Source organism: Trichocoleus sp. FACHB-262, assembly GCF_014696035.1.
Classification (GTDB): Bacteria; Cyanobacteriota; Cyanobacteriia; order FACHB-46; family FACHB-46; genus Trichocoleus.
Map to the genome: position 1 here is coordinate 60,737 of NZ_JACJPK010000064.1, position 22,251 is coordinate 82,987.

Here is a 22,251-nt window from a genome sequence, read left to right on the forward strand (position 1 = left end):
GCGACCCTAACGGTTAAAGCAACTGGTAGTAGTTTCCCGTAGGATCAATACAGTCTTACTCGAACGGAATTCAAAGCTGTGGCCTCATTAAGCGATGCAAACAATGCTGCAACTCCTCTGCCCTTGGCCCGGACCCCCCTATTTGAGCATGCCGTAGCCCTGAAAGCTCGCATGACTGCCTTTTCTGGCTGGGAGATGCCTGTGCAGTATGTCGGCATTGCTCAAGAACACCAAGCGGTGCGGCAGCAAGCGGGAATGTTTGACATCTCCCACATGGGCAAATTTGTGCTGAAGGGCCACCAAGTAATTGAGCAACTCCAGCGTTTAGTGCCCTCCGATCTAGCTCGGCTCCAACCTGGTGCCGCCCAATACACCGTTTTGCTCACGCCAGAAGCGGGTATTGTGGATGATTTGATTGTGTATTACCAAGGAGAAGATGCAGCAGGGCAACCAACGGTAGTGCTAATTGTCAACGCGGGCACCACGTTAAAAGATAAAACCTGGTTGACCGAGCATCTGGATTTGGATCAGGTGGATTTTCAAGACCTGTCTACAGAAAAAGCCCTGATTGCCGTACAAGGCCCTCAAGCGATCGCCTGTTTACAATCTGTCGTTGAAGCCGATTTAAGTGCTGTCAAGCCCTTCGGTCATTTAGTGGCTCCAGTCTTGGGTCAACTCGGTTTCCTCGCTCGCACAGGCTATACCGGAGAAGATGGTTTTGAAGTCATGGTTGATGCAGCGGCAGGTGTAGAACTATGGCGATCGCTGCTGGCGGCAGGTGTCACTCCGTGCGGACTGGGCTGTCGGGACACCTTGCGTTTAGAGGCGGCAATGGCCCTCTACGGCCAAGATATTGACGAAGCCACCACACCTTTAGAAGCAGGTCTGGGCTGGTTGGTGCATCTAGACACTAAAGGCGACTTTATCGGGCGATCGGTGTTGGAGCAACAGAAGCAAGCAGGTGTGCAACGGCGTTTAGTAGGACTGAGGATGGCAGGGCGCAATATTGCGCGGCATGGCTATCCGGTGGTGCATGAGGGACAAATGGTGGGTGAGGTAACCAGTGGTAGTTGGTCACCCACCTTAGAGCAAGCGATCGCGCTGGCTTATGTCCCCGTAGCTTTGAGCAAAGTGGGGCAGCAACTCAATGTAGAGATTCGCGGCAAACTCTATTCAGGACAAGTGGTAAAACGCCCCTTTTATCGGCGGCAAGCCAGTCTGTGATGCTCGGCTAACCTGGCAAATTGCCGCTAGTCTTGCTACGCTACCTAGGATCTTTAATATTTCCAAAAAATTTTTGCCATAAGCTGCCGCCTCGCTCATGATTAGGAGAAGTTTTTTAGCTTTTTCGACGGTTGATCCTGTTTTATGCGGATACTCAACCTAACAGCCTGTAAGCGAGATCAGATCGGGTGCTGGCTGGCAGTTGGCAAAGGATGTGGATGTTGTCTGAGCAATGTTCACGACAGACAAGAGATTTCCTGGTGGGTAGTAGGAGTGGTTCAGTCATGATACCGAGCGATCGCAGGCTTCTTCAGAGTCCAAATAGCAACACTACAAATGAGCACAAGCGATTTTTGTTGCGTGCTGTTTGGCAACATTGGGTGCAAAAAGAGACGGTGAGTTATGTTCGCACCGTGGCTACCTGTACGTTGTTAGCTTTAGTAGGAGCTGGCTTAACGCCAGAAGCTAAGGCAGATGTGGTCGTTCCATTGGCATCGGTCCCAGAACTTGACAGCTCTGTCGTTTCAACTAGCACGGCTGATTTAGTCACCGCACCCGCGATTGCGCCTCCAGAAAGTGCTGCGGTTACTGAATTTGCAGCCACACCTCTTCCAGATGCCCAGCTAGGTTGGTCAGCTGCATCAGTGGAGTCAGCCGTAACGATCAATGATTTAGTTCCAGCACCGGATGTAACTGACAAATCTGTGTCAGTCTCCGACTCTCAATCCGCAGTGGTTGCTTTAGAGGCCGATCGCCCTGAAACTCCGGTTGTGGCGGCACAACCGAAACAACTAACTGCCGCTGAACCAACCGCAATTACGCCTGAACCTAAAACAAGAGCAGAAACTCTAAGACCTGAGTTTGCACCTCAGCGTCATGAATCCAACCCTGCGATCGCGCCTGTATCCAGCTCTAGAGGCGAATACCAGGTAGCCCAAGTTAGCTCGTTTTCAGATATTCAAGGCCACTGGGCGCAAAGCGTGATTGAGTCGTTGGCGTCCAGAGATGTGGTGCGTGGCTTTCCTGATGGCACCTTTCGACCCGACATTACAGTGACCAGAGCCCAATTTTCTGCGATCGTGCGGCAAGCCTTCCAAGTGCAACCCGTCCGTACCTCGGTACAGTTTTCGGATGTATCCACGAACTACTGGGCTTACAGCGCGATCGACGAAGCGTACCGTTCTGGGTTTGTCTCCGCATCTGGCAACAATGTGTTTCTTCCTGACCAAGGTATCTCCCGCAATCAAGCGCTGGTGGGTTTAGTCAATGGCTTGAAATTGACCTCGGAGTCAACCAGTACCGATATTTTAGAAACTTACTTCGAAGATGCGGCCCAGGTATCAACGGCGGAGCGAACTGATTTAGCGATCGCAACTGACAAGCGCTTGGTCGTCAGTTATCCAAATGTGAGAGCGCTGAACCCGCAGCAATTAGCCACTAGAGCTGAGGTAGCGGCTTTTATTTACCAAGCCTTAGTGCAAACAGGTGAAGTATCGGCGCTGGATGCAAGCACCACAGCAGCCCAATACATTGCTGGCGCAGCAACTACGGCTGAAACCCCTACCACTTCACCCGCGCAGACATTGCCAGCCACGCCGACGACAGCAGCAGCTCCTTCCGAGGAAACGATTCAAGACTTGCAGACTCGCTTAGAGGCTGTGCAAACTGAGTCAGAGAACTTTGGCAATGTTTTTGAAGGATCGCCAGCTCTCAGCATTTCTAACCCAGTTGGCTTTGGAGCTGATAATGGCACTGGATTTATCAGTGCTACCTATCAAGAACGCACTCGCTACAGTGACAAAGATGATGCAGCAGTTGGATTTGGTGTAGGTTTGGGAGATGCCCGGAGAAATGTAGGCGTGGAGTTGTCCTATACGCTGGCTAGCTTTGGGGGCAACCGGGATTTTGGCACTGGTGGATTTAATGTGAAACTTCACCGCGCCTTCTCTGAAGACTTTGCTGCTGCTTTGGGCTGGGATGGGTTTATTACGATTGGTGACGAATTCAACGAAGACTTTAAAGACTCGATTTATGCAGTCGCAACTAAAATCTTCCGAACTCGCCCAGATTTGAACACGCCATTCAGCCGAGTTGCTCTCACGGGAGGGATTGGCAATGGTCGCTTCCGAACGGAAGATGATGTGTTTGAAGATAAAGATAACTTCAACGTCTTTGGCAGCTTGGCCGTGAGAGTTGTTCGCCCTGTGAGTGCCTTAGTGGAATGGACAGGCGAAGACTTAGCGGCAGGTCTTTCAATTGTGCCATTCAAAAATCAAAGCTTGGTAATCACTCCAGCCGTGAGAGATATTGCTGGTGCAGGCGATGGGGCTCGCTTTGTAGTAGGACTGGGATATTCCTGGAAGTTTTAGTATCTGAAATCTGAGAAGGTCGAAGAGCAAGGGTGACCAATCTTTTACCTTCTCTTGAACCGCAAAGTTTAACCCCAAAATTTGATGATGGAGTCAGGAGTAACTTTATGCGTAGTAAGCGGTGGGCGAGTTGGATCGTTGGAGTTGCTTTAGTGGGAGGGAGCTGTTTTGCAGGCTCGGCTCAGGCTCAAGTTCAAATCAACAATCAGTCGGATGTAAGTGGCACTAACGTTTTTAACAATACGGCTCCCCGGTTTCCTTCCAGACCTGGTCTGAACCCTGACACCCTGGCAACAGCGAATCGGCTGGCTCAAGAACTAACGGCGGCTCGCAATGCCTACAACACGACTGAGCAGGCAGTGACCCGTGTGCCCCGGCGCTTTGCTCGTGGGCCTGGTGAAGAATGTGTGAATCCAGCTTTGTCTCGCTTGAATGAAGCGATTAGAGCGTCGCAGGAATTTCTCAGCGGTTTGGATAGTACCCAAGTTGAACAACTCAAAAGCGCGAACTTGAAGATTTGGTAACCATTCCAGCATTGAGGATTGGCAGTGGTCTAAGTGAGGAGTAACTCTATGGGAAGGCAAGCAATGCGAAACAAAGAGGCTGGAAATATTGGGTGGTGGCTAGGCGCGATCGCGAGCAGCTTTTTATTGGGAGGATTGGCGGCTCCAGTCCAAGCTGAGGAAATCTTTGGCACAGAAGGTATCCGCTTTGATATAGATACGATTGTGGAGTTTGAGTTTATTGAATCCAACGGGGCGTACCAGTCCATTTTTGGGATTGTGAACTTAGACACGGGAGAGAGGACGCCGCTGTTTACGGAAGTGAAGCCTTCTGACAATCCTCAAGCGTTGATGGAACCCTCGGATTACAGTTCTGACATTGGTACTAGCGATAACGATGATTTCTTGGGCACGCCGGGCAATACGGTGCCTGAGCCTTTGGCTGAGTTTGAGTTTCAAGCCAATACTCGCTATGCCTTCTATTTGGAGTCTAGCTTTCAGGGACGACCTGCTGGCGTACTTTATTCCACCAATTTCCAAAACCAAACCAATGGCAGCAGATTGGTGAGATTTGAGGGAGGGCTGGGCAACCTGGCCGACCAAGGCATCGCCATTATTTGGGATGATACGGGGTCTGTGATTGTGAAGCCCAATGCTCAAGACCGAGACTTTGATGACTTTCTAGTCCGGGCGGGAGGGCACTTGGCTTGCCCCTACGACTCAACCACAAGCCAGCAACAATCGCAGCTCAAGTCTGCCAGCCCTACTAGTAATGGCATGCTGATTAGTCAAGCGTCCTGCCGCTAGAAGCTGTTTACCAAGGATTCAGCTTGCTGAAAGTGAGTGAATCCTTGGTATTTAGAGAGACGGGCTAATTGCTCTAAGGAGCGGACACCGGAATAGAGATGCCCGCCAATTTCCCAAGTTGGGGTTTGTTTGATTTGCAATGCTTGACAAAGGCTGGCCTGAGCATTTTTGCCGTTGGCGTTGCACTCGATATAGGTCACTTGCTTGAATGCGGCTTCACCAAACAATTGCCGCTGGAGCAGGCTAAAAGGACAGTTATAGGCACCATACATTTTTATGTTTGCCTGAGTTAGGTGAGTGGCTAGGCTCATCTCGGTTGAGGCAGTACCAGGAGGTGTAGTGGTGGGATTGGTGACTGCTTCAGCTTTAGCGGTTGGGGTGCTGATGGCGGCGCTGGAGAGAGCGATCGCGATCGCCACTTTAGAGACTTTGCTAAACATGCTGACTAAACCTAGATCTGTAGCGAGGAGTGAGGTGAGAGTGAGTGATGCCTGGAGAGGTCAGCCACACTTCTCAACATATTAGTGAGGGCGATCGCAGGTTTGTCAGGGCAGAATTGCTGATTAATTAGGGCTCCATTCGTTAGCCTGAGGGATGCTACGGATGGTTGCATCTCTATGTTTATCGGAGCTGTTGCTGTGTGTGCTAGAAGCTAGAGGGAGATTTACAGGGAGATGTTAATGCAGGCAACAAGGAGAGACGGAACAGAGCTGAAACTCTCTTGCTCGCATTATTTATATGATTATCTTCTGAAGAGAGTTTTTAAATATGAATTTAGATTAATTAATGCTTAATTTCCGGGTATCTTTTATGGGATCAGAAGACTATTAAGAGCAAATAGAAACTTAGCTTAGACGGAATATTTAGAAGTAATTTATTGGCTGAGTATGTCTGATACGGTGATCCGGGTTGAGAACTTAGGTAAAAAATATATTATCGGTCGCCAGAAACAGGAAAGATACCTGACTTTACGAGATGCGATCGCTCAAACCGCTCGGTCAGTGGGCCAACATTTTTCACCGTCTAAGCACAAGGAAAAACTACGCCTTGAGCAGGAAGAGTTTTGGGCGCTTAAGGATGTGTCTTTTGAGATTAAGCAGGGCGATCGCGTCGGTTTCATTGGCCAAAATGGTGCAGGGAAATCAACGCTTCTAAAAATTCTGAGTCGAATTACAGAACCAACAAAAGGGAGTATTCGAATTCAAGGTCGAGTAGCTAGTTTATTGGAAGTAGGAACAGGCTTTCACGCAGAATTAACTGGGCGGGAGAACATCTATCTCAACGGTGCAATTCTGGGAATGAGCAGGGTGGAAATTAAAAAGAAATTTGATGAAATTATTTATTTTGCTGAAGTTGAAAGATTTTTAGACACGCCAGTTAAGCATTATTCTTCTGGAATGTATGTGCGTCTTGCCTTTTCAGTTGCTGCCCACTTAGAGCCAGAGATTTTGATTGTGGATGAGGTGCTGGCGGTGGGGGACGCTCAATTCCAAAAAAAGTGTTTGGGGAAAATGGAGAATGTAGCGAAGGAAGGACGAACTATTCTTTTTGTTAGCCATAATATGGCAGCAATCAGATCTCTCTGTAGCCGAGCACTTTTGATGAAGAGGGGACAGCTTATTATAGATTCTGATTTTGAGACTGCTGTTAGCAATTACTTATCAGAAGGATATACATCTGATGCGACAGTCGTATGGAACCAATACGATGCACCTCAATCTCCAGAAATTCGCTTTACTAAGGCCTATATATTGAATGATAAAGGTCAGTATGCCTCTTCTTTAGATTGTCGCAAAGAATTTTCTGTTGTTGTAGAGTACGAAATCATTAAACCTTTAGATGATTTAAGAATTGGCTTCTTCATGCAAAATTTAGAAGGAGTTCCTATATGTGGCTCTAATGATCCAAATGCCTGGCCAGCCACTCTAAGAAACCCAGGTTATTACATTAGCAAATGTACATTCCCCGGCTATCTTCTCAATGCTGCCAAATATTCGGTTTTTTTTGGCGCAGATATACCACCTTATACAAGCCCTCTTGTAACAACTCCGTACTGTTTAAGTTTCACTATTGAAGATGTGGAGGGTCATGGGTCACGCAGTGAAAAACTTCCTGGAATTATACGACCCAAGCTTAATTGGAATGTAAAACAGTTAACCGAAGTATAAGTTATGGATGAACTTTACTCACTTGAAAATGCCCAGAAATTCAACTGGTCTTCTGTCAATGGCAACTTAAATCCTGAACGGGTATCGCACATTGAAAATCATTTAGTAGGTAAAAAAATTCTTGATGCCGGATGCGGCGGTGGTGCCTATGTAGAATTCTTGGCTCAAAAAGGATTAGAGGTTACAGGCGTTGACAAATATGCTCAGTTTTTACAATTAGCAAAAGAAGAAGGTCGGATAGGAACTTACGTCCAAGAGGATATAACTAGTCTTCCCTTTCCTGACAAAGCATTTGAATGCACATATTGTTTTGATGTTCTAGAACATGTAAATGATATGCTGGCTGTTCAGGAATTAGCTAGAGTGACTACTAAGCGATTAATCATCGCAGTACCGAAGGAAGATGAGATTATGAATAAATTTAATCTTACGTTTTTACATTATCAAGATAAAACCCACTTAAGGAACTATACGGAAAGTTCTTTAAGAAAACTACTTAGTGGTATTGATTGTTGCAATATTAGGATTTTCCCTGAACTTGCTATACCTACACGAAATTTAGTGAGACAAGTAATTCAACTTGATGTTGATGGTTTTACTAAAAAACATATGAAATCTTCATTGGCTAAAATCAAATTGAAACAAATAGTTGGATTTGGTACTTCAAAGTCACAATCTCTCTATCAAGAATTTTATGATTTTTTGACCAATGAACTGCTTGATAAAGCTTCATATCAGGATATACCTACTGGATTAGTTGCTGTTGTAGACTTAGCTTCTTTGTAGAAGAGTTATGAAAGTTTTATATGATATATCAGTACTTGGAGCAGGCTACTATCATCCTCGTGCCCGAACTGGAATCTTTAGAGTTGTTGAAAATATAGCTTATGGACTAGCCTCTTCAAAAGAGTGTGATTTGTCCTTTTGCGCTGGTGAGTCATTTCAACAGCTGAACTGCTCTTTAGATTACCTAAAATTTAGCTCGCTATTTAAAGAGATATCTCTTCCTGAGACAGATATCATAAAGATTAAGAGAGGTCTTGATACTAAGATTTGTGACCTTAATTTAGAAATTAGTAATATTGGTAATGAGGCACAAATAAGGCTTTTATACCTAAAGATCTGGAGAAAATTACTCTACAGTATAGATAAGATAGTTGGCGACAAATCAAATTATCTGATTTGTCCTAAAAGCTTAGAGCAGACAGACATATTTCACTCGCCTTTTTATCCTATACCTGAACAAGCTAGACAAAGAAAAAACAAATATGTGTTTCTCACAGTTTATGATCTAATTCCAATTATGTTTCCACAGTTTTTTGAGTTCGACGAAGATCATCTTCTTAACAAAATTTTAGATAGTCTAGATCCAGAGAGCTGGGTTATCTGCATATCAGATAGTACAAAAAACGATCTATGTAATAAATTTCCCGAAATTGATCCTTTAAGAGTTTTTGTGACACCCTTAGCTGCATCAGAGCTTTTTTATCCTTGTAATGATCCCGAGCAGATTTCATCAATAAGAAAAAAATACAATCTTCCTGAAGCACCTTATATTTTAAGTTTAAGTACATTAGAACCTCGAAAGAACATTGATCACACTATCCGATGTTTTGTAAAATTATCGCAACAAGAACATATTAAAGATCTATATCTTGTTCTAGTTGGTACCAAAGGTTGGGATTACAGCAAAATTTTTGATGAAATATCTCACCATCAGTATTTAAAAGACCGCATTATTGTGACTGGATACGTAGCTGATGAAGATTTAGCTGCCCTATATAGCGGAGCTATAGCATTTGTTTACCCCTCTTTTTATGAAGGGTTTGGCCTTCCACCTTTGGAAGCAATGCAGTGCGGTGTTCCAGTAATCACTTCCAATACATCCTCCCTACCAGAAGTAGTTGGTGATGCAGGGATAATGGTTTCCCCTACAGATGCCGATGCACTATGTCAAAGTATGCTTGAGATTTATAATAATCCTTCTCTAAGAGAGACTATGTCTTTGAGTTCGATAGAGCGCTCAAAACAGTTTAGCTGGGAAAAGTGTACTCAAGAAACCATTAACGCTTACAAAACAGCTTTAAGCAGTTAGTAGTCTTTCTTCTTAGTTTTACCTGAAGGTTGAGTCTGCTCATGCGTATTCTCTATGATGGCCAGATATATGCATCGCAACCTACTGGAGGTATCAATCGTTATTTTGCTAACCTGATTAGCAGATTGCCAGAAGATTTTACTTCTGCCCTTACTACTTGCCAGCTTCGCAATGTTAACTATCCCACTCATCCAAATCTAAAAACTTATTTCTATCAAAGATTTGGATTTCGTCCAGGATGCGTTTCATACTGGCTGGAAAAATATTACTTTCGGGCTGTTGCTTCCTTTAATTCCTTCGATCTTGTCCACCCCACTTATTATGGACTGCTTACCCGCCAAGAAATTAATCAATGTCGATATCCTGTTGTTCTGACAGTTTATGACATGATCCATGAGCTTTTCGCTGATCAACTTGATCCCAGCGGTCACAAAACCGAAGAGAAGCGAAAAGCAATCTTGGCAGCACAAGCTGTTATCTGTATTTCGGAGAATACCAAGAAGGATTTATTGGAGCGATACTCATTGCTAGAGGAGAAAGTAACTGTTACATACTTAGCCTCAGAGATAGATGTAACCCTTTCTCATGGTTCTGAGACAGTCCCCCCTCAGCCTTACTATCTCTATGTAGGTGGTCGCTACTCTTATAAGAACTTCGATAGCTTGCTAGCCGCTTTTGCAAAGGTTGTTTCTGTTCAACATGGGATCAAACTTTGTGTTGTTGGTCTGCCTTTTAATGAAACCGAAGAGAAACTGATTGCCGAGCTGAGGCTGAGTGAGTACATAGAACACTACAGCTACACTAGCGATCGCCATCTAGCAAAGCTTTATCGTTGCAGTCTTGCCTTTGTCTATCCGTCCCTATATGAAGGCTTTGGCATTCCTCCACTCGAAGCAATGTCCTGTGGAGCTGTTGTTGTTGCTTCCAACTGCTCTAGCATTCCTGAAGTTGTTGGTGATGCTGCCTTATTATTTAACCCCAAATCTACTAGTGATTTAGCAGATATCTTACTCTCCCTTCTAGACAACTCTATAGAACACGATCGCTTAATCGCTAAAGGATATCAGAGGGCAAAAGCTTTTAGCTGGGATAAGACAGTAGCTCAGACTCTTAATGTTTACCGTTCAGTAGCTAAGCTGCGATCGTCCTGATCCTTAGTGTTAGCTTACAAAGTTGTAGAAAGGAGCAGCCTTGGAAAGAATATCGATACCTATACGAATTCTGTTGGTTTCCTCAGTGCTGCCGCGAAACAGTAACGGGGGAGAACTAATTCTTTATAGACATCTCTGGCAAAGCTCACCATTCAAAGTAGCGATCGCCACTGATGATCCCACTAGGGTCGCTGAAGATATGACAGTCGAGGCAGTGATCAAACTGCCAATTCATCCATTGCTAACACGGTTAGCTCAAACTAGAGCAGCTCGATGGATTCATGGTGTGCGACAACTCCTAAGCAGCTTTTACGATACTCGTCTATTGCGACGCTATATTCAAGAACAACCGCCCGACCTAATTTTGACCGTTGCTCATGGTGATTTGTGCTGGTTAGCCCAGAAACTTGCCCAAGAGTATTCCATCCCCTTAGTGACTATATTTCACGATTGGTGGCCTGATCTAGCATATGTACATGATTGGGTAAGACACGCGATCGCTCATCGGTTTCGACAACTATACCGCCAGAGCCAGCTAGCCTTCTGTGTTAGTGAAGCTATGCAGCAAGCATTAGGCCAGCATCAAAATGCCCAAATTTTGTTGCCGATCCCACAGCAAATCAGTCTTGAAGGTAATCCTAAAAAGAAAGCTTTGAGCAACAAGTTGACAGCGGTGTATGCAGGTAATCTATCAGATATCTATGGGCCATTACTTCAGAAGCTAGCCACCATATCTCAATCAGTAGATACATTTCAACTCAAGCTACTAGGACCTGTTCCTGATTGGCCTACTGAAAAAGTTCAGGAATTTCAGCTCCAGGAAATTTATACTGGTTTCTTGCCACGCAATCAATTGATTCAAGCTCTTGGAGAAGCAGATGTTTTGCTAGTGATTATGTCATTTGCTGAATCAGACCAAAAGCGAATGCAGACTAGCTTCCCCTCTAAGTTATTAGAATACTGTCAGTTTGGTAAAGCGCTTGTTATTTGGGGGCCAAAAGGTTGCTCTGTGGTTGACTGGGGGCAGAAATATGATTCAGCACGAGTAGTAACATCCCCTGTCGTTGAAGATTTGGCTATGGCTGTTATAGACCTATCAAAGCAACCTGTAGAACAAGAACGTTTGGGCCAAAAAGCATTAGAAATGGCTCAAACAATGTTTAACCCTATAACAATTCAACAACAGTTTATTGAAAGCCTTTACTCCGTTACTAAACTATAGGAATCCAGTCTACCTACAAATCATTCAACATTGCTATATCAAGATAAGCTCATGTCAAGCACTCCTAGGCTCCATCTGTTACCAAAAACACTGAGTAGGCTAGTAGATAACTGGCTTTTAACAGCCTTCCAGAGATTGCCTATACGCTTAATGCAGAGATTGCTTTGGTTACTACAAAAATATCCAACGTTAGGCGATCGCTGGGGTTATTCTATTCGTCAGTGCCATTACTACGAGCCACTGCCTGAATTTTCAGCAATTACACCAGAGCAGGTGTTAAAGCGACGGGTATCCAGCTGCATTGATTGGAATTTAGAAAGGCAAGTTAGCTTAGTTCGAAAGCTGAGTCAGTATCAATCTGAAATTCAAGAGATTGTAGAGGGGCAGACTAGTATTTCATTTGATTTCTCAAATAGTGTTTTTTCTGAGCTAGATGCAGCAGTTTACTACGCAATTTTGAGAGAGCTAAAGCCTAGGAGGGTAATTGAAATTGGCTGTGGCTATTCAACTCAAATAGCAGCTTTAGCAATTGCCCAGAACTTGCAACAAGGATACAGCGGCGGAATTATTTGTGTTGAACCTTACCCTGAAGCAAGGCTGACAGAAGCTAATTTAGCGGTAGAGCTTATCACTGAGAAGGTAGAAACCCTAAGTCTAGACTTTTTTCAACAACTAAGTGCGGGAGATGTTCTATTGATCGACTCAACGCACACAGTAAAGTTCGATAGTGATGTTTGCCGAGAAATCTTACAAATTCTACCAGCTCTTCCATCTGGAGTATGGGTTCATTTCCACGATATTTTCTTTCCCTATGATTACCCCCCTGACTGGTTAATCAAGGAGCGCCGAGCCTGGAGCGAACAGTACATGCTAGAAGCGTTTTTAGCTTATAACAACGTTTTCGAGGTCAAGCTAGCAAATCATTGGTTGTCTCTTGATTACCCAGAAGAGGTGGCGAAACTTTGGCCTAATGTCCTTCAGTGGCAGCAGAAGTTCCATCAATGTGGCAGTTTTTGGCTTTGCAAAAAATAGGATTGGTTCGTTTTCATGCCAACTATTTCAATCATTACACCGCTATATAACAAAGCACCCTACATTGCAGCTACCATCCACTCTGTATTAGCGCAGACTTATTCAAACTGGGAACTGTGGATTGTTGACAATGGTTCCATAGACAGCAGTTGGGAAATTGCTCAACAATTACCAGATCCGCGTATTCACTTGTTGCGAGCATCTAAACAAGGACCAGGAGCTGCTCGTAATTATGGGCTATCTTATGCTCAGGGAGAATGGATTCAGTTTCTAGATGCGGATGATTTGCTTGAACCCAACCATCTTTCTCAACAACTGCAAGCAGCCCAACAAGATCCAGACGCAGATATCATTGCTTGTTGTTGGCAGGAATTTATCGATGAAAATCCAACTGTGAAGAAGCTGAAGCAGCCAGCAGGTATGGGGCGATCGCCTCAAGAACTAAGAGACGCTGTGATCGCATTTGCTCCTTGGGCTGTCCATGCCGCAATCATCAAGCATAGTTCGCTGGTGCCAGATTGCTATTGGCCAGAACAACTCGATTGCTACTTAGGGGAAGATATTGCCTTCTGGTTTAAGCTAGTTACCTCTTGCAGAGTAACCTATGGAACTAGCCAGGGAGCCTTGTATCGCACTCAAACAGCTGAATGTCGTAGCCAGATTTCAAACCCAGAAAAGTGGTTTGAAGGAGTCCATGCCGCGATCACTCACAATCAACAAGTTCTTCAGCAAGCTAAGACCGACTACACCTCAGCGCAATGTGAAAATCTAATGCGAGTGTATGTTGAACTGTACCGCTCGGCTTGTCATCAACAGGCAAAAGAAGTAGCAGAAGTGGCAAGACTGCATGCTGAGGCTTGGCTACGCGAGTATTTCCGCGTTGTTCGAAAACCAAAATTGTCAATGGTCGCTCGACGATTAGTTGGAATCAAGCCATTTCTGAAGTACTGAGATGGATATTAGAGGTAGAGGACAGACTAGAATGTTAGATTTTCTCCTGAGTAAAGGCAGAAATATTGTATGACCAGTTAGTATCCCGCGCCAGTTGTTCCTTCAGTAGTCTTAAGAATGTTCTTACCGTTACTCAAAGATTCATTATTCAAGCTTCGCTATGGTTTTAGAGGCGTTCCTTTTCAAATGGGAAACGAAATTGTTCGATTGGATGAGTCCCTCAGACGCTGGAATATTGATGCTGAAGCTGCAATTCATCAGATTCTAGGAAAGTACTTAGCTCCCGGTCATATCTTGATTGACGTAGGGGCAAATTTTGGATTGCATACGTTATATGCTGCTAAGGCCGTGGGTCCTCAAGGCTGTGTTTTTGCCTTTGAACCCGTTCCTACAAACCTAAACTTATTACGTAGAAATGTTGCAATCAATCATGTGCAGCAACAAGTAAAAATTATTCCAAAAGCAGTATCAAATTCGACTGATCTGTTTCTTGATTTCTTTGTACCACCTGAAACAGTAGCTGTTACTGCATCCCTATCAGCAGAATCCACCCAATCCCAGACAAAAATTCAAGTTGCGAATGTCCGGTTGGATGATTTTTGGCCTCCCCTCAATCTACCCGTAAATTTGATCAAAATTGATGTTGAAGGGGCAGAGCTAGAGGTGCTCCGGGGTGCTGAGCAACTGTTGCGGCAATGGCATCCACCACTACTAATTGAGGTGCACGGGTTTGCGCTGCCGAGTTTTGGGGCTAGTGTGGTTGAGCTGCGAGGCTTCTTGAATCGCCTGAATTATCAAGAAACTCTGCTAGAGGGTGAGCAGTTTCAGGGAGAAGATTATTTTCAAGCCCTCTATTTGCATTCTGAAGAAAAAATATCTTGCACTTAGAATAAACGGCAAAATCTAGAACCTGCTGCTTAAATATTCACTTACCTTTTTCTAAGCCTATGAAATTTGGCATTGTTGTCACAACGATTTATGATGGCCAGTTTATTCATGAGTACTACAACCATTTTTTAGCTTGTGGCGATTTGGAAAAGGTTCATTTTTATGTAGTAGGTGATCTCTCAACACCAACTAGTTGCCGAGAGCAGGTAGAACAATACACAAAGCAGGGTTTACCCTGGTATTACCTAGGCCCAAATGAGCAAAATGATTTCCTCAAGCCTTTTCCAGAACTTGCCGCTGAAATTCCTTGGAAGACTGACAACCGGCGTAACATCGGCTTTCTGATGGCTTATCGCGATCGCTGTGATGTGATTATTGCGATTGATGATGATAACTATCCCCAAAAGAGTTGGCCGTTCTTAGCAGGGCATTCTGAGGTCGGTAAGGAAGTTTCTCTCCTTTCGGCAGTTGGACATAATAGCTGGTTTAACTTGTGTTCCATGATGCAGGTTCAATGTCCTTCTTTAGGGGCTGGAGAAACGGTTTATGCCAGAGGCTTCCCCTATCAGCGGCGTGACATAGCCTGTTCAAAAGTCGATGCTGAAGTTTCTACAGGTCTTGTCGCGATCAATGCCGGACTTTGGTCAGGTGACCCAGATGTTGATGCTGCCACTCGCTTAGTCACTCGTTGTAGCGCCAAGGAAAAGTTTACAACTGACTACCTGCTTGCCCCTGACACGTTAATGCCCATCAATACCCAAAATACTGGGCTTATCCGAGAGGCGATTCCAGCTTACTATTACGTCAAAATGGGACATCCAGTTGGGGGCATGAAACTGGATCGTTTTGGTGACATATTTAGCGGTTTCTTTGTGCAAAAGTGTGCCCAAGCGATGGGACATCGTATCAAAGTTGGCTCTCCCGTTGTGGAACATCGCCGCTCTCCTCACAACCTATACAAAGACCTCTGGAATGAGTTGGCAGGTATGGTCGTCATTGATGATATGCTGCCTCTTTTGGAAACGCCGTTGTCTCCAGCGAAAACCTATAGTGAAGCAACTGTTGAATTAGCAGAACGAATCGAGGAATGGTCAGCGAAACAGCAAGGGTTCCTCTGGGATGAAGCGCTGAAAGATTATTTCAAAAATGTGGCTCAGAACATGAAGCTCTGGGTAGAAGTCTGTCGCCAGTTAGCCTAATGATTTCGCTTGTAACTACTGTATTAAATGATCGGCCAGGATGTGCTGCTTTCTTTACCCAAATGGAAGCACAGACTTATCTGCCTGATGAAATTGTCATTGTCGATGCTGGTTCAAGAGATGGCACCTGGGAGTTCCTACAAAACTACCAGCCGAAGAAACCTTATTCACTACAGGTCACTCAAGAAATTGGCTGTAATGTAGCTCGTGGTCGAAATTTAGCGATCGCTCAAGCCCAACATGAAATAATTGTTTCTACAGACATTGGTTGCATGTGGGAACCCCAGTGGTTAGAGGAACTAGCTCGACCATTATTAGAGAATAAGCAACTGGAAGCCGTGATGGGGAGCTGGCAAGTTCGTTGGGAAGACCTCAAGAGTGATTGGGCAAAGATAGAGTATGCCTTACTCGATGGGCCGAAACTAATTGCCACTCACAAGTCTCACGCTTCCTCACGAGCGATCGCCTATCGCAAATCCTTGTGGGAAAAAATTGGCAGTTATCCAGAAGATTTAACTTTAGCAGGGGATGACATGCTGTTTGCCCTGCTCTTGCATAAGACAACGGATCGTGTCGCTTGCGCCCCCATCCCGCGCTGTTATTGGGAGCGCCCTGTTACCTTAAAGTCATTTTGTAAAGAAGCACGCCGCAACTTTCGTGGTGGCGGGGAAGCGGGCATCTGGTTAAAGTATGGTTTCCTGGTAGGAGGAAGGCTGCTTCTTGAACTCCTTCTATTGCTTATTGGTTTAGTCTGGCTACTTTTTGCTTCACCGCTCTGGGTAGGAGCACTTTTCCTAAGCGGCTTTCTCTTCATGGTGGTGCTACGAGTACTTCGATTAGTCCCCGCTATGCAGCGCTTGAACGCCTACGGATATCCAGGTGGCTGGTTGCGTATTGTCTTGTTTGAATATCTGACTAAGTTTTGGAGTGTAGTCGGGTATTGGGAGGGATTTTTAGCCGGAATAAAGCACTGCCAGAAAGGCCGAGAGCGGCTTCGTAGCATACAGGTAAAACCCGTTTAAGAGAGAAAATTATATTTAGCATAAGGGCAGAGTTTATCTAATGGCTAATGATATGACAAAACCAATATTGGTGACTGGTTCTCATCGCTCTGGCACTACTTGGGTGGGAAAGATGATATCGGCTTGTCCTTCAGTCGCCTATATCAATGAGCCTTTTAGCCCTGAGACTTATCGTATTTATCGCGGTAGATGTGGAGCAAAATTTATTTACTGGAACACCTATGTAACTGATGAGAATGAGGTTGCTTTTTATCAGCATATCAAGCATACCCTTGAGTTTCGATACAACCTAAGAGGACAATTCAACGCCAATAGGAATTTTGTCGATTTCAAAAGAACGTTAAAAGAATACTGCATCTATTGGGGTTATCGTTCCCGTAATCTTGTGCCCCTGATGAAAGACCCTTTGGCTGTTTTCTCAGCAGGATGGCTGGCTAAAAAATTTGACATGAATGTATTAGTTCTTGTCCGGCATCCAGCTGCATTTGTCACTAGCCTAAAAAGATTAAATTGGGACTATGACTTTTACGAGCTACTCCAACAACCTCTTTTAATTCGAGATTACTTATATCCTTTTGAACAAGAAATTACTGAATATGCAGCGTTAGACAATGACATTATAGATAGAGCTGCCTTGCTCTGGAAAATAATATATTCTGTGGTTTTAATGTACCAAAAATATCATCCGGACTGGATTTATCTGCGCTATGAAGATATTGCCACAAATCCCATCCCTTGTTTTAAGGATTTATTTAATCGGTTTGGTTTAGAGTTCTCAGACTCGGTTAAAGCTACTATTCAAGACTATACTTCACCTTCAAACTCTATTGATGCCCCTGAGGGCGACTGGTCTTTAAGAAAACGAAACAGTCAAGCAAATGTAGGGAGTTGGAAAAATAAATTAACAAAAGACGAAATCACCCGTATTAAAGCGCATGTTGAGGAAGTATCAAAGGAATTTTATGCAGACGAAGATTGGGAATAAATTTATTGTAAATTTAAGGTGTATTGTTCCCTAGGGCCTCGAAATAGTTAGCTCATTCCAAACTCAACAAAATTGAGTCATGAAACTTCTCTACTACTCACCCGCTAGCTACGGTGGTATTGCCGATTACGCCCACGAGCAGGCTAATGCTTTGGTTGCTCTCGGAGTGGATGTTACTGTACTTACCACTCTGAAATACCCAACGGGTAGGGGAGAGAAGTATCAAATTGTGCCAATTTTGCAGGAAGTAGCACCCACTAAACAACTCCCTCATAAAGTCTTCAAAGTGGTACATTTTACCTCCGTAACCCTGGCAAATTTTAGCAAATTAGCCAGTTTTATTGATTCAAATACTTTTCAGTATGTATTACTTGGCTCCTATGTGGAGTACTTAGCTCCTCTTTGGTCGGGTCGTTTGAGACAGTTAACTAAAAAAGGGGTTGTCTTTGGCGCTGTCGTTCATGACCCCGTGCGGGATTTTGTTGTTGGTCCTCGCTGGTGGCATCGCTGGTCGATCGCTTGTGGTTATTCCTTCCTACGCGAAGCCTTTGTTCATGAATCTATCGAACTCGATACGGTTCGACCCAGGTCTCAACTCCGAACAACCGTAGTTCCCCACGGAACCTATCACTTTCCTGAAGCGAATCAATCGCCAGAAGAAACCCGCTCCAGCATCACTTTGCCGCTAGACGGCAAAGTGATGCTGGCTTTTGGTCATATTCGGGATAATAAGAATCTCAATCTTGTTATTCGCGCAATGGTTAATTTTCCGGATTTATACCTAATTGTTGCGGGTAAAGAACAGTCATCAAGTCAACGCCCGGTAGCTTTTTACCAGGAACTAGCCACCAATCTAGGGATAGAAAATCGCTGTAAGTGGCAAATCCGATTCATTCCAGATACAGAGGTGGCAAACTTATTTGCATCTGCTGATATCATCCTCCTGACTTACAGTAAACATTTTCATTCTGCCAGTGGTGTTTTGAATACGGCAGTCGCTTACCGTAAACCCTGCCTTGCCTCAGCTGGGGAAAGCTCTTTACGCTCTGTAGTTCAAAAGTATGAACTTGGAATTTGGGTCGAGCCAGATGATGTAGAGTCCATCGTGACGGGAATCAGAACGTGGTTAGAAAATCCTCCCACTCCTCAATGGCAGAGGTACTTTGAGGAAAACTCCTGGGCACTCAATGCTAAGTTAGTAAGTCACTGTTTAGCAGAAATTGAGACACAAGAGCTTAAGAAAGTCCCATAACTCTTGAAGTGTATGTCCCCTATATCCACGATTTTTAAACTGAGTCATCACGCTCACCAAGGAGTCTCTTTGCAGGACAAATGGCTAGCTTTCCTGATCGCTGGTCTGGGGGTACTTGGTTCTCACCGCGTCAAGCTGCACTTGTGGTTTATCAAGCGCATCAATGACCTTGGTGCAACAGGTTTCGTTCAACTTCAGCTATACATTAAGAGAAGATTGACGTATTTCTCTATGCGCCAGGGTAACGAAGCCGACTACCTAATGGGGGGTGAATTAGTCAGGGGAGCCTATGAAGTTCCTAATTTTGAACCCAAAACTATTGTGGATGGCGGTGCGAATATTGGCCTGTTTGCCATTCACGCTAACAGTTACTTCCCCAAAGCTAAATTAATCTGTTATGAGCCGGATTCAGCCAACTTCCAACAACTCCAGAAGAACTTAGCGCTCAATCATCTGCAAGTGGACACCCATCAGTTGGGTCTTTGGTCAAACAACACCACCCTTTACTACCATGCTCAGTCTTCGCACACTGGCTTCGTTGATGAAAACCCGCCTGGAGTCCCAATTCCCTGTACTCTGCTTGAAATAGAACCAGATTGCTGGCTCAAACTTGATGTTGAAGGGGCTGAATATGAAGTGCTTCCGGCGTTACTAAAAAATGGTCAGTATCCTCGCTGGATCAGCATGGAAATCCACTATTTTAATACCAAAGGTCAGTCTTTGCTTTCTCTATTGCGAGAGCATGGTTACACAATCGAAGGGGGTGAAGACCCTAGCGTTAACTGCACCGTAATTTCAGCGTACCGAGGTTGAGCCAGACACTAGACAATCATTCAAAGCCGTTGAATAGGATTGCACCCGTGAAGTTGAAAATTATCACTGGTAGTGTTCTGAGTTATGGCTACAGTCAAGTGCTTGGGAACTTGCCATCTCGTAAAATTCGCATGGCCTATCTCAAAGCCTATTTGGCACAAATGGGAGTGGGAACCTCTGTCCAAATGGGATGTCGATTTTTAAATGGGAGAAAGGTGTATCTGGGCGATCGCAACATCATCAATTTTATTGCCGAATTTTTGGTCTTTGTAGATAGCCCATACTTTCTAGCCAAATTACGATTTTATTAGTACTTTCATCTACCGTTTCTTCAGCAGTGTAGCAAGTGATATTAGGATTGAGTGGTACTTCGTAAGGATCATCAATGCCCGTAAACAATGGGATTTGACCGGAGCGTGCTTTGGCATAAAGCCCTTTCACGTCTCTGGCCTCACAAACTTCTAGGGAGGCATTAACGTAGATCTCGACAAAGTTGTTGAGCGTGGAGCGCAGTTCATCGCGGACAGAACGGTATGGACTGATCAGAGCAACAATGACGATCACGCCGTTACGACTGAGAAGGTTTGCCACATAACCCACCCGACGTACATTGGTATTCCGGTCTTCACGACTAAAGCTCAACTCTTTGGAGAGATTTTGACGAATGACATCCCCATCCAGTAGCTCAACTAGGCGATCGTATTCTTGTAGTTTATGCTCTAGATGCCGAGAAATCGTGGTCTTACCCGCTCCGCTAATTCCAGTTAGCCATAAAATCACACCGGTATCCTTTAAGAAAGAATTATTACTCATGCCTTAGCAAGGATATGAATTTTAGCAGTGGAACAAAAACATACACTAAGGCTGACGCACTCACTGGGCCAGCATCTCAAAAAGCAATTCTAGTCTCATTGCGACCGCATCTCCAAGTAATTGTTGATTTAACGACTGGGAAAACGAGGCAAGTTCAAGGCCTTTGAGCACTTAGTCTCGGTATTACATGGCAAACGAGGCGTGCATCTAGTCGTGCTTCATCTCGTGGTTGGGCCTTGGCGGATTCCTTGGAGCTATTGGGGCAAGGGCGTACTTCCCCTGCCCACTTGCCACTCGACCTAGAGTTGGCGCATAAACAAATGAATGATATCGCGTTTACTATGCCCAGGTTAGGTAAGAATTGCTGGGCGGTAGAACTACCCTGTATACCAGAGTTGCTACATCAAAGATACTAAACTTCGCAATCCTAAACCCGGGATTGGGGCTGGATTTATTCGTAAAAACTTGATGATATAAAAGCTTCAAAGAAAAGTACCAGTAGCATGTCACATGTAAACTTTAAAGCTTTTACAGGTAGTGTTTTGAGCTATAGCTACAATCAGCTTCTTGGAAACTTGCCATCTCGTAAAGTTCGTATGATTTATCTCAAAGCCTATTTAGCAAAGGTTGGGTTGGGGACTTCTGTTCAAATGGGATGTCGGTTTTTGAATGGGAGAAAGGTGTATCTAGGCGATCGCAATGTGATCAACTTCGGCTGCCTATTTGATGGACGCCATTACAAGATACAGACAGGTTCTGATGTCTCCATTGGCCCAGAAGCGGCAATCTTAACCCTGGGACATGATCCACAGTTGCCAGAGTTTGGCGATAAAGGTGGGGATGTAATCATAGGCGATCGCGTTTGGATTGCTTACCGATCAATTATTTTGCCAGGAGTCAGGATTGGCGAGGGTGCCGTAGTGGGTGCGGGTTCTGTCGTGACCAAAGATGTGGAACCTTACACCATTGTTGCCGGTAGCCCAGCCCGATTCGTGAAAAAGCGATCGCCTGACTTGCACTACACACTGAACTACCAACCGTGGCTACTTTGAGGAAATGAACTAAATTATGAGCCTGTCCCCTTATTTGAGTAAAAAGCCAGTCCCTTTAACGATATTAGCTGGCCCATTTTGAGAGTCTCGCCTCATCCTTAACCCTGCTTGCTCCAAGCGAAAGTTGCTTGGTCTATACGAGCATATACTGAACCCGTGGCTTAGCCAGATTATCCCTAAAATTCAAGTGGTTTGGGATGTCGGTGCCAACGACGGCTACTTTACTTATGGATGTGCCCAGGCGCTTAAACGCCATCACGCCGATGGTCATATCATTTCCTTCGAACCAGCTTTAGCGGAACAACCCGCTTTATCAGTTCCTGCTACTTGGTCACAGTATGCTGATATCCAGTTTGAATTCATTCCCCTATTTGTTGGCGCAACTTCGAACGAGTCAACCATCACCTTAGACAAAGCCTACGATGAACGTCCCTCACTGCATGGAAAGCCAGCCTTAATCAAAGTAGACGTAGAAGGTGCTGAAGTAGAGGTACTCAAAGGGGCAATGTCCTTGCTTGAAGAACCACATCATTGGGTTGTCGAAGTGCATGGTGACCATCTGCTGGAGCCAGTGCTGGATTTCTTCGCCAAAGCCAAAAGACCTGTAGATGTTCGTCTACTCCAACCTCACTGGTTGCTCGGTCCAGAATCACGTACCATCAAAACTTGTTGGGTTACTACTCAGCTACACTAAGCTGATGATTC

At 44.7% G+C, this 22,251-nt stretch carries 21 protein-coding genes; 19 read left to right on the top strand and 2 right to left on the bottom strand.

All coding sequences use genetic code 11. The features are described from left to right. Positions 1-78: 78 nt before the first annotated feature. The 4 genes from gcvT to H6F68_RS12185 all read left to right on the top strand — a co-directional run bounded on the left by gcvT (position 79) and on the right by H6F68_RS12185 (position 4,903). Positions 79-1,224, top strand: a complete 1,146-nt coding sequence (gene gcvT, locus H6F68_RS12170) for a glycine cleavage system aminomethyltransferase GcvT (RefSeq protein ID WP_399313763.1) — start codon at positions 79-81, stop codon at positions 1,222-1,224. Between the two features lie 353 nt (positions 1,225-1,577). Continuing rightward, positions 1,578-3,593: an S-layer homology domain-containing protein gene (locus H6F68_RS12175; RefSeq protein WP_190559315.1), complete on the top strand. Its 2,016-nt coding sequence runs from the start codon at positions 1,578-1,580 to the stop codon at positions 3,591-3,593. Positions 3,594-3,700: 107 nt separating this feature from the next. Beyond that, on the top strand, positions 3,701-4,117 hold the full coding sequence (locus H6F68_RS12180) for a hypothetical protein (protein ID WP_190559317.1): 417 nt from the start codon (positions 3,701-3,703) through the stop codon (positions 4,115-4,117). Positions 4,118-4,180: 63 nt separating this feature from the next. Beyond that, positions 4,181-4,903, top strand: coding sequence for a hypothetical protein (locus H6F68_RS12185; protein ID WP_190559319.1), 723 nt, complete (start codon positions 4,181-4,183; stop codon positions 4,901-4,903). Here H6F68_RS12185 and H6F68_RS12190 read toward each other — a convergent pair. Then, positions 4,900-5,343 carry a hypothetical protein gene (locus H6F68_RS12190; RefSeq protein WP_190559321.1) on the bottom strand — a complete coding sequence of 148 codons (444 nt, stop codon included), beginning with the start codon at positions 5,341-5,343 and terminating at the stop codon, positions 4,900-4,902. The two genes, H6F68_RS12185 and H6F68_RS12190, sit on opposite strands and share 4 nt — an antisense overlap. Positions 5,344-5,790: 447 nt before the next feature. Between H6F68_RS12190 and H6F68_RS12195 the strand changes: the two genes are divergently transcribed. The 13 genes from H6F68_RS12195 (at position 5,791) to H6F68_RS12255 (ending at position 19,681) form a co-directional block, all read left to right on the top strand. Beyond that, entirely contained in the window at positions 5,791-7,071 is a 1,281-nt protein-coding gene (locus H6F68_RS12195) for an ABC transporter ATP-binding protein (protein ID WP_190559323.1), read from the top strand. Positions 7,072-7,074: 3 nt separating this feature from the next. Next, positions 7,075-7,857 (top strand): bifunctional 2-polyprenyl-6-hydroxyphenol methylase/3-demethylubiquinol 3-O-methyltransferase UbiG, encoded by a 783-nt coding sequence (locus H6F68_RS12200; protein ID WP_190559325.1) that lies wholly within the window; start codon positions 7,075-7,077, stop codon positions 7,855-7,857. A 7-nt stretch (positions 7,858-7,864) separates the two neighbouring features. After that, positions 7,865-9,166, top strand: a complete 1,302-nt coding sequence (locus tag H6F68_RS12205) for a glycosyltransferase family 1 protein (RefSeq protein WP_190559327.1) — start codon at positions 7,865-7,867, stop codon at positions 9,164-9,166. A gap of 41 nt (positions 9,167-9,207) precedes the next feature. After that, entirely contained in the window at positions 9,208-10,317 is a 1,110-nt protein-coding gene (locus H6F68_RS12210; RefSeq protein ID WP_190559329.1) for a glycosyltransferase family 1 protein, read from the top strand. A gap of 85 nt (positions 10,318-10,402) precedes the next feature. Further along, positions 10,403-11,539 (top strand): glycosyltransferase, encoded by a 1,137-nt coding sequence (locus H6F68_RS29360; protein WP_199300055.1) that lies wholly within the window; start codon positions 10,403-10,405, stop codon positions 11,537-11,539. A 150-nt stretch (positions 11,540-11,689) separates the two neighbouring features. Then, complete coding sequence (locus tag H6F68_RS12220) at positions 11,690-12,571, top strand: class I SAM-dependent methyltransferase (protein WP_190436001.1); 882 nt, start codon at positions 11,690-11,692, stop codon at positions 12,569-12,571. Between the two features lie 15 nt (positions 12,572-12,586). Then, positions 12,587-13,522 carry a glycosyltransferase family 2 protein gene (locus tag H6F68_RS12225; RefSeq protein ID WP_190435997.1) on the top strand — a complete coding sequence of 312 codons (936 nt, stop codon included), beginning with the start codon at positions 12,587-12,589 and terminating at the stop codon, positions 13,520-13,522. A 186-nt stretch (positions 13,523-13,708) separates the two neighbouring features. Then, entirely contained in the window at positions 13,709-14,410 is a 702-nt protein-coding gene (locus H6F68_RS12230) for an FkbM family methyltransferase (RefSeq protein ID WP_190435995.1), read from the top strand. A 59-nt stretch (positions 14,411-14,469) separates the two neighbouring features. Continuing rightward, positions 14,470-15,609 (top strand): hypothetical protein, encoded by a 1,140-nt coding sequence (locus tag H6F68_RS12235; protein ID WP_190559331.1) that lies wholly within the window; start codon positions 14,470-14,472, stop codon positions 15,607-15,609. After that, positions 15,609-16,631 (top strand): glycosyltransferase family 2 protein, encoded by a 1,023-nt coding sequence (locus H6F68_RS12240; protein ID WP_190559333.1) that lies wholly within the window; start codon positions 15,609-15,611, stop codon positions 16,629-16,631. Before H6F68_RS12235 ends, H6F68_RS12240 begins: the two co-directional genes overlap by 1 nt. Positions 16,632-16,671: 40 nt before the next feature. After that, entirely contained in the window at positions 16,672-17,616 is a 945-nt protein-coding gene (locus H6F68_RS12245; RefSeq protein ID WP_190559335.1) for a sulfotransferase, read from the top strand. Positions 17,617-17,695: 79 nt separating this feature from the next. Further along, entirely contained in the window at positions 17,696-18,868 is a 1,173-nt protein-coding gene (locus tag H6F68_RS12250) for a glycosyltransferase family 4 protein (RefSeq protein ID WP_190559337.1), read from the top strand. A gap of 69 nt (positions 18,869-18,937) precedes the next feature. Continuing rightward, complete coding sequence (locus H6F68_RS12255; protein WP_190559339.1) at positions 18,938-19,681, top strand: FkbM family methyltransferase; 744 nt, start codon at positions 18,938-18,940, stop codon at positions 19,679-19,681. Between the two features lie 246 nt (positions 19,682-19,927). On the opposite strand, the gene cysC is transcribed toward H6F68_RS12255, so the two are convergent. Next, positions 19,928-20,494, bottom strand: coding sequence for an adenylyl-sulfate kinase (gene cysC, locus H6F68_RS12260; protein ID WP_190559341.1), 567 nt, complete (start codon positions 20,492-20,494; stop codon positions 19,928-19,930). 596 nt (positions 20,495-21,090) lie between these two features. Between cysC and H6F68_RS29365 the strand changes: the two genes are divergently transcribed. Continuing rightward, entirely contained in the window at positions 21,091-21,546 is a 456-nt protein-coding gene (locus H6F68_RS29365; protein ID WP_277876055.1) for a DapH/DapD/GlmU-related protein, read from the top strand. Positions 21,547-21,733: 187 nt separating this feature from the next. After that, complete coding sequence (locus H6F68_RS12270) at positions 21,734-22,240, top strand: FkbM family methyltransferase (protein WP_199300056.1); 507 nt, start codon at positions 21,734-21,736, stop codon at positions 22,238-22,240. Positions 22,241-22,251 lie beyond the last annotated feature (11 nt).